At 37.2% G+C, this 12,083-nt stretch carries 10 protein-coding genes; 6 read left to right on the top strand and 4 right to left on the bottom strand.

Translation table 11 applies throughout. The features are described 5' to 3' along the window. Window positions 1-26 precede the first annotated feature (26 nt). Complete coding sequence (locus tag G633_RS0105485; RefSeq protein ID WP_242838830.1) at window positions 27-1,223, bottom strand: replication initiation protein; 1,197 nt, start codon at window positions 1,221-1,223, stop codon at window positions 27-29. A 3,173-nt stretch (window positions 1,224-4,396) separates the two neighbouring features. Here G633_RS0105485 and G633_RS0105480 point away from each other — a divergent pair. Next, complete coding sequence (locus tag G633_RS0105480; protein WP_022767680.1) at window positions 4,397-5,224, top strand: ParA family protein; 828 nt, start codon at window positions 4,397-4,399, stop codon at window positions 5,222-5,224. Then, window positions 5,224-5,784 (top strand): hypothetical protein, encoded by a 561-nt coding sequence (locus G633_RS17495; RefSeq protein WP_022767679.1) that lies wholly within the window; start codon window positions 5,224-5,226, stop codon window positions 5,782-5,784. The genes G633_RS0105480 and G633_RS17495 overlap by 1 nt, the downstream gene beginning before the upstream one ends. Window positions 5,785-5,865: 81 nt before the next feature. Here G633_RS17495 and G633_RS0105470 read toward each other — a convergent pair whose 3' ends face one another. Next, complete coding sequence (locus G633_RS0105470; RefSeq protein ID WP_022766405.1) at window positions 5,866-6,150, bottom strand: HU family DNA-binding protein; 285 nt, start codon at window positions 6,148-6,150, stop codon at window positions 5,866-5,868. A gap of 176 nt (window positions 6,151-6,326) precedes the next feature. Further along, window positions 6,327-7,685 (bottom strand): MATE family efflux transporter, encoded by a 1,359-nt coding sequence (locus tag G633_RS0105465; protein WP_022767678.1) that lies wholly within the window; start codon window positions 7,683-7,685, stop codon window positions 6,327-6,329. Between the two features lie 97 nt (window positions 7,686-7,782). On the opposite strand from G633_RS0105465, the gene G633_RS0105460 reads away from it, so the two are divergent. Together G633_RS0105460 and G633_RS0105455 are read left to right on the top strand one after the other, a co-directional pair. Beyond that, entirely contained in the window at window positions 7,783-8,151 is a 369-nt protein-coding gene (locus G633_RS0105460; protein ID WP_022767677.1) for a response regulator, read from the top strand. Window positions 8,152-8,171: 20 nt separating this feature from the next. Then, window positions 8,172-8,576, top strand: a complete 405-nt coding sequence (locus G633_RS0105455; protein ID WP_022767676.1) for an acetolactate synthase — start codon at window positions 8,172-8,174, stop codon at window positions 8,574-8,576. A 70-nt stretch (window positions 8,577-8,646) separates the two neighbouring features. Here G633_RS0105455 and G633_RS0105450 read toward each other — a convergent pair whose 3' ends face one another. Beyond that, the gene (locus tag G633_RS0105450) at window positions 8,647-9,432 is read right to left on the bottom strand and encodes a class B sortase (RefSeq protein WP_022767675.1); all 786 of its coding nucleotides are present in this window, start codon (window positions 9,430-9,432) and stop codon (window positions 8,647-8,649) included. A 123-nt stretch (window positions 9,433-9,555) separates the two neighbouring features. Between G633_RS0105450 and G633_RS0105445 the strand changes: the two genes are divergently transcribed. Both G633_RS0105445 and malQ read left to right on the top strand, forming a co-directional pair. Beyond that, window positions 9,556-10,545, top strand: a complete 990-nt coding sequence (locus tag G633_RS0105445; protein ID WP_026519311.1) for a helix-turn-helix transcriptional regulator — start codon at window positions 9,556-9,558, stop codon at window positions 10,543-10,545. 27 nt (window positions 10,546-10,572) lie between these two features. Beyond that, window positions 10,573-12,075: a 4-alpha-glucanotransferase gene (gene malQ, locus G633_RS0105440; protein WP_255346139.1), complete on the top strand. Its 1,503-nt coding sequence runs from the start codon at window positions 10,573-10,575 to the stop codon at window positions 12,073-12,075. The last annotated feature ends 8 nt before the right edge of the window (window positions 12,076-12,083 follow it).

The raw sequence follows: 12,083 nt of genomic DNA, 5'->3' as shown, positions 1-12,083 counted from the left end.
ATAACACAAATAACATATATGTTGATTTAGTTCTCTAAAAGCTTCCTCTCAAGCTCTTCAAAATCATAGTCTGTGCGCTGTGAAAAGTTATTGAAAGAGTTGTTCTTAGCAGCTTTTGACTTAGATTCTGTATTATAGTAACCCTTCTTAATGCAGTCCTTGATAAAAGCAATGGGAACATCAATATCTGTTCCGTAATTCTGCATATATTCGTAAGCCTTTTTTATCTTGGATATATCATAATCAGCCGCCTCAGCGATCTCTCTAATCTCTCTGAGCTTAAAGTCATCATGCATAAGATCGATAAGCTCATCTAATATCTCATCTCTGTTAGCCTGCACGATCTGTACAGTCTTAGGCGCCTCAAGATCCTTCTTAGTTACAAAAAACCTGATCCCGACTGCCTTACGTCCACTCTTAATGGGCTCATAATCAACAACCAGACTTGTCTTGTTATTGAGCTCTTCCTTCGCCTTAAGCAGGACGTTTCTGTTAAATATCTTAAATTCCTTGTATTTATTCTGGCCTGTCTTCTCTGCAAGTTCATCAATTCTGTCATAATCCGGAGATTCCTTCTCAAGTTCGGCCTTGATTTCCTTACTTCCGCCGGAATTGATGATACCAAGCTCTAATTTGAGCTCAGGAAGCAGATATTCAAACACCATATCTCCCTGTTTCTTGGTAACTGCAGACTGGTAGTCGTACGCAGACTTTAGCATCTCATAAAGCCTTAATGAGTATACACTCTTAAGGCTAAGAGTTTCTGCCAGACTGAGGACTGTATAGTCCTTTTGCAGATTGACTATTTTATCTGTGAGTGAGTTATTATATCTAAGGGTTAGTGTTCCATTCTTAAAAGATGCATCGGTTACCACCTGATGGGCCTCAATTTTACCGTTTTCCTTGTCCTTCATGAGAAGATTCCAGTCAAAGATAGTTGCTCCCTTGATCTGTCTGTCACAGAGAGCCTCTATATGCTCATATAAAGAACCTGAGCTGGACTTAAACATCTTCCTGAGGTCCGTACCATAAATAGTTGCAACAACATTATTGGTCTCATCAACATGAATGTGCTGCATTCCTATGGCAAAAAGCTTCTGGCTAAGAGCTGTACCCTTACCCATGGCATTAATAAGTTCATTGGATTTCTTATAGCTCTTATTTACAATGAGCTGATCTCTCTTCTCTTTCTGCATCTTAAAACCGATTCCTTTTTTGTTCACCTATTGGTATAATAAGTTATTCCTTTTTCTTTAACCTTTAGGTTATCAGTGTTTAAATAACATTCCCTTTTTATAAACCTTATCTATATTATATTCCCTTTCTTGTCACTTACAAGCATTTTCTTACAATATTTTGTAGGTAGTTATCGGTTTTACCACTAAAAATAATTGCCTATTCCAGTCAACGTCTACCATTCCCTATTTGTACACCTTTCAGAACAGGTCATTCCCTTTTTGGTACCTTTAACCGTTTCGGATAAACTAATACGGTCAATATTATGCCCTTTTTAATCACCTTTTACGCCCTTTTGCATACCCTATTTCGTCCTGATTCCTGTAAAGCCCATCAAGACTGCCTTTTTGGCTACTATATCTATATTTTACGTTCCCTTTTTAGTCACCTTATATTCCCTTGTCGTGCACCTATATAAAAAAGCAGGGTAAAAATGCCTGCTTTTACTACTTTAATAATCGAATTTTCATTCTAAAATGTTCCCGGCAGCATACTCCTAAGATCAGGAATACATATTTTTCCCGATAATGGGCCTTATAAATACATTCCCTTTTTAGTCACCTAATCATTCCCTTTTAGGTCACCTATCATTACTTAACATGTCTGAAACGCCCTATTTATCTCATTTCTTTGGCATAATAATTTGTTCTATGGTTATTCCCTTTTTGGTCACCTTTATTCCCTTTTATATACCTTTATATACCCCAAACCGTCACCTGAAAGGTATCATTTCCATCCCAAATAAAGTCACTAATCATGCCCTATTAGTACACCATCCATACCCTTTTACCCTACTTTTCATCCCCTTTTTACTCACCTAAAAACGTCCCATCCCTCATGTTTACTGGACTTTTGAGGGATGCTAATTAATAACAAGTGTAAGTATTAATAAATACTAATAAACAACACCGTTTGTGTAAGTAAAGATTATTACACTTTCCGGAAGACAAAAAAATGAAATATAGAAAGAAATAATGAAGATTGAAATATATAAGTCAGGAGAATTGATAAAAGAATTAAGAATAGCATAGAAAATGCATAAGGTTTTTGTATAAGGAAATGGACTGAATTAAGGGATTTCAGACAAAGTATCCAGGATCCAGAACTATAAGGAATACTTTACTAGAGAATGCAGGACAAAATGAATGAAAATTATATATCAAAAGAAATATATAAAAAATATTGAATAAATAACAAATTGACATAAAATTACAAATTTAAATTTATATTTAATAACAGATGCAACCAAAAATTTATAAAAAAATAAATAAAAAATTAATTAAAGGAATTACATCAGAGAAATGCAGAATAAAAAAACAGATGATATAGAATGGAATCATGTGAAAATACGCTTGTTAGATTTAATTATAAATGATAATCAAGATTTATATTTTGTAAACATTATAACATATTTGCAAAATCATCAAAAATGAATAATGACTGATTGGGTCAATATTCTATATTGATATTTCGTTTACTGAACTTATTATGATAAAATATTAATTCCAATTATAATTATATACTGTATACCTCATATATTCTAATTAAATAACAAGCGATATACAATAAATCAAACTCATCTTCTATTCACTATAATGCAACAGAACTTGCAACTTGATGAATTTAACTTCCAGATCAATTTTCACAGCCCCGGAAAGGCCTTAAAATGCGCATCTTAAACGATATCTAATGTTTCAATACAAAATTGCATCTTCTCGATTGCAAGTTTATAAAATCTTTATAATTAATTAATCGATTTTTCAAACACCCTCTACGTAAATTATTACGCCTACAAGCCCTTAAAATCCAAAATAGACCGCAATGGTTAAAAACGCTCTAAATATTGATTAAAATTAATATTTTTGCTTATTTTATGTGTTCTGGCAAAGATCTTTGAATTACCTACGGGGGAATCAAATAAAAGCTTTAATTCTTATGTTTAATATGACAAAAAACTGATCAAATCATCAGGCCCAGGAAACATAAAAGTACAACAGGTAAATATATATTAAATAAATGATATAAAATATATACAATAAAGAACACATATTACAAATATATAATATCATAAATATTTAAAACATTCAAGCAATATAAAATAAATGAAACATATAAAATATTAAAAATATTTAATATAGAGTAAACATATAAAATATATTAAATATAAAAATAAAATATATAATATTAAATATTTAAAACATATAGCATATAAAACATATATAATTGTATAAAGTAAATAATATATATAACAATATATGATATATAATATGTATAATAAATATATGCGATATAATACATAGAATATATTAAATAAATAAAACGAATATATAATATAAAAGATATATGAAATATAATATAAATATGTTATATAATATTTTGATATAGGATGAATATTCGATATAAGTTATATAACATATGTGGGATTAATAAAAATCTTAGAGGATGATAAATATAAGATATAAGATATATAACATTTGATTTAAATAATATTGAGTCTGAGTTAATGAAAATAGGATCTGCATATGCTGGAGCTTAAAACCATAAAATGCAGGCCAGGGATGTTGTAAATAACACGATGAATTATATAACATATATATAAATTTAATGAAGCTGTTTCTTCTGCAAAGTCAGTAAATAAGCGCGTTTCCAAGGAATTGAAGAGAAATATAGAATCAGCACCTGAGATAGTGTGAAAAGTAGAAGGATAAACTTAATATTATAAGTAATTGATCAAAAAGGAAAAAGTAGCATATATATGTTATATAATGTTAAAAATTGTTTCTCGATTACCGGGATTAAAAATCAAATTTATAAATCAATAAAAAAGATTGTTTTGAAATATAAATGATATATGTTATATAACATTATGCAAAAATAAAAAACTACATTTTGCGCTCTATAAAATATATCGCACATATATGATATATAACATTATATTGTTTGATGATCCGAATTGTTATATAACAAATATAATATAAATAATCTAAACAAATGATCACTAAATATGTATAAACATATAAGTTATATAACATATAGATGTGAAATATAATATATTTATCATATTACTTATTGAATTTAAATGTCCTACGTTATATAATAAGAAAGGATTGAATGTATAAAATTTATAACAGATATATGTTATATAAGTTTGGGAGGAGCCATGCGAATAGTAGCATTTAGTAATCAGAAGGGCGGAGTTGCCAAGACAACATCCAGCTACGCTCTTGCGGTAGGATTGGCTAACAGGGGATACAAGGTTCTTGTAATAGATGCCGATCCTCAGGAAAACCTGTCTATGACCGCAGGAATCAATTTAAATGAGATTGATCCGGATCCAGAGGATATTGAAGCACTTACACCGGAACAACAGGAATATTTCTTCAAAAACGTCCCTGCTAAATTATTTGAGGTCATGAAGGGGGAAAAGGACATTAATCGCGCCATTATTCCAATAGGGGACAATTTGGACCTTATAGTAGGCGGAATCGACCTTGCATCCGCAGATATGACCTTTGGAGACCTGGGACGAGAGAGACTGATCAAGAATGCAATCGGCAAGCTCAAGAAAGACTATGATTTCTGCATATTTGACTGTAGTCCGGCTCTTGGCGTTGTTCTTATGAACATACTGACCGTGGCAGATGAGGTAATAATACCGTTGGAGCCAGGCGCATACTCACTTCAGGGATTATCAAGACTGTATAAATTTATAGATCAGATTCATGATTATACTAATGATAAGCTGGTAGTTGACGGTATTCTCGTTACTAAGGTAAGAAATACAGCCAATTCAAAGATCTGGATCAATGATATTGAAGAGAAGGCGGAATTACTTGGTACGAAGGTGTTTAAGTCTAAGATAAGACTGAATGTATCCGTAGAAGAGGCACAAACCATGAAAATGGATATATTCGAATATTCCGGTGGTTCAGCAGCAGCTAGAGACTATGATGATTTCATTGATGAATTCTTGGGGGAGGATGAGTAATGGCAAGTAAAGCGAACATGTTAAAACAGGGCGCCAATAAAACTGGTATGGGTTTATTTGCAGGAATGTCAAGGCTGGATGCCAAAGAAGAAGCGCCTTCCAAGGCTGTTGAGATAACAGAAGATATTGTAAAAGAAGAAAAACCGACCAAAGTAGTCAATGAAACAAAGAAAGAATCTGTTCAGGTAAAGGTAGCGGAAGTACCTGTTGAGGAGCCGGTAGTAGAAGCCCCTGTAATGCCGCACCCACAGGTTCAAACACCTGTTATTGAAGAAATTCAAGAACAACCCGAAGTTATTAATGAAAGAATTAATAAAGCGGAAAAAGTTGATAAAACTGAGACTTCTGCCAAGAGCAACAGCAGATACGAGAAAGAGAAGTTCCTCCTTCTGGATATCAGAGGATACAGAGACTATGTTGAACATATGGCTAAGGCTGCCAATATGTCAGCAACAAAATATATCAGAAACCTTATCCAGCAGGATATGGACAAAAATAACGATATTTACCTCGCTCACAAGGAATTAGAGGAAAAGCTCAGAGGAAGATCAGGAAACTAAGAAAAACGTCTAAAATCGCCTTTAAATGCATTTTAAAAGCCCCCGGACATAAGTCCGAGGGCTTAAATAATGTCTATTAAATTATTTCTTCTTTCCGTTTACAGCATCCTTGAGTGCCTTACCAGCTTTGAATTTAGGAACTGTAGCTGCAGGAATCTTGATAGCTGCGCCAGTCTGAGGATTCTTACCTGTTCTAGCTGCTCTCTTAGCTGTCTCGAATGTTCCGAATCCAACGAGCTGAACTTTGCCTTTCTTCTTAAGCTCTTTTGATACAGCATCTGTGAAAGCCTTAACAGCCTTCTCTGAATCCTTCTTTGAAAGACCAGTCTCTTTTGCGATAGCATCAACAAGTTCTGTCTTATTCATGGTATAATACCTCCCTCAAAATGAGTAATTTTTACTACAATGAAAATTTTACACCTAGTTTTGGGCATTCTCAAGAGATTAAACACGAAAAAATGCCAAATTTCATTGTGTTTTTTAGTGCAGAATTCTGAAAAAGCGCTAAAGTATTGACTTTTTACAAAAAGAGTATTACAAATTCACAGTTTTGCTACTGTTTGGCGGTATACTTTGAGGAAATAGTAGGCAGATAGGGCAAGTGAAGCTACCTCTGCGATAGGAAATGCGAGCCAAACAAGGTTTATATTGCCGGTCTTAGATAAGAGCCATGCAGCCGGGATTAGCACAACAAGCTGTCTTCCTACAGATATGATCAGAGAGTAGATACTCTTTGAAAAGGCCTGGAATATGGATCCCATGGTTATGCACAGGCCTGCTACAGGGAATGAGAGGCATATTGTGCGAAGCGCCGGAATACCTATACTAAGCATATTTTCGTCTGCATTAAATATTCCCAGGAGCTTATCAGGCATGGTGAAGAATACAATTGCTCCTATAAACATTATGGAAAGGGCAAGTGCAAGTGAAAACCTGAGAGCCTCATTGATACGTGATTTCTTTCTGGCACCGTAGTTGTAGGCGAGTACAGGTATAAGTCCGTTGTTTAAGCCAAATACAGGCATAAAGATAAAGCTCTGCAGTTTGAAATAGATTCCGAATACCGCTGTTGCAATAGGTGATAGCATGATCAGTATCTTATTCAGCAGATAAGTCATAATTGAGCCGATGGACATCATAAGTATCGAAGGGACACCAACGTAGTATATTTCTCTGATGGTCTCAAGCTCAGGGTGAAGTATCTTTTCCCAGGAAAAGACAATTTCCTTATTGAACTTCAGATTACAGGTGAGGCCTATAGCAGCTCCGATAAACTGGCCCAAAACTGTGGCATAGGCAGCTCCTGCAACGCCAAGTTCGGGGAAAGGTCCGATTCCGAAGATAAGAAGCGGATCAAAGATAATATTGATAATTGCACCTGTTGCCTGAGAAACCATGCTGAATATAGTCTTTCCTGTGGACTGAAGAAGCCTTTCGAAGGTCATCTGGAAGAATATTCCGGCAGAAAACAGGCAGATAATTCTGAGGTATTTTGTGCCGAATTCCATGATTATTCCGCTGCTGTACTGGGATGCAATAAATGGACGGGCAAAGAAAATACCTATGATAAAAAAGAGTACGAAATTGAGGAATGTCAGGAACAGACCATTATTGGCTGCTGCATCGGATTTATCAAATCTCTTTTCGCCGAGTGAGCGCGATAGAAGGGCATTAATACCGACACCGGTTCCGGAGCCCATGGCGATCATCAGGTTTTGCATGGGAAAAGCTAAAGTAACTGCGGTGATGGCTTCGGTTGCGTGATTGGGAATACGGGCTACGAAGGCACTGTCTACTACGTTATAAAGAGCCTGCACCAGCATGGAGATCATCATAGGCAGGGACATGGAAATGATTAGTTCTTTTATGGGCATTACGCCCATTTTGTTTTCTTGATTCATGGATTTTCCTTTGGATTTTTCTTTTTTTCATTTATTATACATGATAATATAATAAAAAGACCTTTTTAGTGATATGTATTGATGTGAAGGAGACTATATGCGTAAAAGAGTACTTATTGCTGATGATACTACACTGATGAGAGAGATGATTAGAGGAGCGCTTCCGGCTGAGGATTATCAGATAGTCGGAGAGGCAACTTCCGGTGATAAGGCAATTGAACTTTATCAGGAGACTAAGCCGGATGTGATGATCCTTGATATAAATATGCCTAAAATGAACGGTATTGACGCACTTACAGAGATAATGAAGATTGATCCCAATGCCAAAGTTATCATGTGTTCAGATCAGAAGTATGAGTCTATGATAATGATGGCCCTCAAAAAGGGAGCAAAGGACTTCGTAATAAAGCCTTTTACATCGTATGATGTGCTTCTTGCGGTCAAGAAGCTCTTCGATGGGGAATAAATACAGAAAGAGAGACAGTTATGTTAGACCAGGTTTCAATTTACGCAGAGAACAAGAAAGGATGTTTTCAGAACATCACAGGACTTCTTAATTCAAATGGAATCAACATTTTAGGTTCTGTAACCAATGATTCGGCAGAATACGGAATTATCAGGATGGTGGTTTCGGATCCGGCAAAGTGCCTTGAGGTCCTTAGAGGAGACGGCTATATTTGCAAAACTACGCCGGTTTTAGCCGTTGAATGCCCGGATGAGGTCGGAGCCCTCGACAAGATATTAAAAACGCTGTATTCCAGCAATATTAACGTTAATTACATATATCTTTCATTCAACAGAGAATCGGGACTTCCAATCATGGTGATGCATACTGATGACATATATCAGGTGGAGAACATCCTTACAAACAAAGGATATAACTGCATTTGATCCTGATAATATAAGAATATAGATATAATAAATAAGTCATAGATGTTATATAACATCTATGACTTTTCTTTTAATTATTCAGTGTCCAGCCATCAACCTTGGCAGTGTGAATAACCAGTCTTTTTCCGCTTCCGGATCTACCGCTACAGGTGGAGAGAGTGAGGATAGAAGGGAACTCGTCAAGGTTTAGATCTGATGGCTTTTCGTACAGATTGTTGCTTGCAATATATTTAATGAAATCGTTGTACTCCTGTTCGGAGGTTACAACCGAATATGAGTCACTTCCGACGGTTGTTACGTAATAGGCGAAAACACGGTACTTATAGACGGCATTCTCTGTGTAGATATAGACATAAGGATTTGAATCGATAATATCGCGGCCGCCTTCCTGGATGAGCTGTTTGAACTTGCCGAACATTGCACCGTTTCTCATGTTGTGACCGAAAATGATATCGTGCATTCCGGTAAAATCCGTTGTGCTGAGAACATCGGTGAAAAGACATCCTGAGCTGTTGTACTTGCCTTCAAAGGTCTTTTTGATGTACTCATCAATCTCTTTTTCGTGAACAACAGGATAACTTAAGTCAAAACATGGCATATAAATCCATGCAACAAAGTCACTGTTTATGCTCTTTAACTGGGCATAATCAATCTGAAGAGGCGGATATGTAGCGCCATCAGGCATTTCGGTCTTATCTGCCACGGATACGGAATCCTCAACCAGCTCTTCATACTCGGTGCCTGCTATGTTATATTCCTGCTTTTCTCTGTAAATAGCTATGGACTCATATATTATTATCGCAATACAGATTAGGATTACTATGAGTCTGAAGGCTTTACTGCGAATAATCTTCATCAAAATCCCTCTCAAAAAATAATAGTTTTCTATTTCATTCTATTACCCGAATATCGCTAAATCAAGAAAAATGCACTATAATTGATATTGTTATGCCGGTTCATTTTACAGGGAGGATGAAGCATGCCAAGAAGCGCTAATCAGAAATTAAAGCTATATTATCTCTACCGGATTTTGCTGGAAAAAACCGATGACAATCACACTATAACCATGCCCGAGATACAGCAGCAGCTTGAAAGTCGCGGCATTGCAGCTGACAGAAAGAGCCTTTATGACGATATGGATGCTCTCAGGATGCTGGGATTTGATGTTATCGGTGAAAAAGACGGAAGAAACTTCTGTTATCACCTTGGCAGTAAGGAGTTTGAGATAGCAGAGCTTAAACTCCTGGTGGATGCTATTCAGTCTTCCAAGTTTATTACAGAGAAGAAGTCCAGCGAACTTATAAAGAAGCTCACAGGGCTTGTAAGTGACTACGAGGCGCTGCAGCTTAAGCGCCAGGTGGTGGTTCAGGGGCGTATTAAGACCATGAACGAGAGCATTTATTACGTAGTAGATGAGATCCATAGTGCAATCAGTAACAACAATAAGATCCGTTTCAATTATTTTAAATGGAATATCAATAAAGAGATGGTTCCGAGAAAAGAAGGAAAATACGAGGTAAGTCCATGGGCACTGACCTGGGACGACGAGAATTATTACCTGATAGCATTTGACTCAGAAGCAGGAATCATCAAGCATTACAGAGTCGACAAGATGCGTGATATCGATATTATCGAGGAGAAGAGAGAGGGAAGAAGCCACTTCGAGGAAGTTGATATGGCCACCTACGCCAGGATGAATTTCGGAATGTTTGGCGGAAAAGAGGTCAAGGTTAAGCTTAAGTTCAAGAAGGACCTGGTGGGAGTTTTGCTGGACAGATTCGGAAAAGATATTGCTATTCGTTCTACGGACGATGAAGAATGGGCGGAGGCAAATGTCGATGTGGCCCTCAGCGAACAGTTTTTGGGATGGATATTTTCCCTTGGCTCAAGTGTAAAGATCGTTGGCCCGGATGAGGTTGTAAAGCGCTTTACAGATGACCTTGGCGCAATTGGAAAGTTATATAAATAACAAATGTTATCTAAGGAGGAGAAAGTTTTGAACAGGGAAAGCGGAGTGCTGATGCCTATTTTTTCACTGGCATCAAGATTTGGGATTGGATGTTTTTCAAAAGAGGCATTCGAATTTGTGGACTTTTTGGAGAAGTCCGGACAGGGATATTGGCAGGTTTTGCCACTTGGCCCTACGGGCTATGGTAATTCTCCGTATCAGCCACTTTCGGCTTTTGCAGGCAATCCTTATTTTATTTCGCCTGAAAAGCTCATAGAAGAGGGACTTTTGTCCTGGGATGATGTAAACTGCATGGATTTTGGCGGTAATCAGGAGTGCGTGGATTACGGAAAACTCTACGAAAACAGGTATAAAGTACTTGAGAAGGCCTATGACAATTTCCTCGAGAAGGGCGATAAGAAGGAGCTTGAGAAGTATTCTAAGGAAAATGCATATTGGCTTGAGGATTACGCATTATACCTTGTAATCAAGGAGCTTCAGGGCGGAAAATCCTGGACAGACTGGGATAAAGAGTTAAGAAGCCGTGATAAAAAGGTTATCGATGAGATAAAAAAGACCAACAAAAAGGAGATTGAGTTCATCTATTTCCAGCAATTTAAGTTTGATGAGCAATGGAAGGCACTTCTTGATTATGCGCACAAGCATAATGTGAAGATCATCGGCGATCTTCCCTTTTATGTTGCCATGGACAGCGCAGACAGCTGGTCACATCCGGAAGTTTTTGAGATGGACAAAGACTTTGAGCCCAAATCAGTGGCAGGATGTCCTCCGGATGCTTTTTCGCCTACAGGCCAGCTCTGGGGAAATCCAATATATGACTGGGATGCTCTCAAAAAAGACGATTATTTGTGGTGGATAAAGAGAATTGAGCGCAATTATCAGTGGTTCGACGTGATCCGTATCGATCATTTCCATGGATTTTCCGAGTACTACGAGATTCCTTTCGGAGATGAGACTGCAAAGAACGGCAAAATGAAGAAGGGTCCGGGAATGGATCTTTTCAATGCACTTAAAAAGAGCCTCGGAGAGCTTGATATGATCGCAGAGGATCTGGGAAATACCACAGAGGAGAATGTTAAACTCCTTAAGGATTCAGGCTTCCCGGGAATGAAGGTGCTTCAATACGGCTTTACAAGCTGGGACAGCTGCTATGTAAATCACAGACATGAGAAAAACTGTGTTGTTTATACCGGCACCCATGATAACACACCGACTTTTGCTTGGGTTCAGGAGATCAACGAGGGCGAAAGGTCTTTTACCAGAAGATACATAAACTCCATGAATACGGACTATGGCGCCTTTGTGTGGGATATTATCAGGGAGGCATATCGCTCCGTGGCAGATTTGTGTATAATTCCTTTACAGGATTATCTGTGTAAGGGAAAGGAAGCCAGGATCAACACCCCCGGAACAGCAGAGGGGAACTGGCAGTGGCGCCTTACACCGAACTATCTCTCGGAGGATCTGGCAAGAAGCATCAGGCTTTTGAGTGAGACCTATAGCCGTCTGCCCAAGGCTTCCGAGGAATAAATTATATT

It is taken from the genome of Butyrivibrio sp. FCS006, from assembly GCF_000424525.1.
GTDB lineage: Bacteria > Bacillota > Clostridia > Lachnospirales > Lachnospiraceae > Butyrivibrio.
The sequence above is the reverse complement of the archived record's forward strand: the minus strand, read 5'-3'. Positions and strand labels throughout refer to the sequence as shown.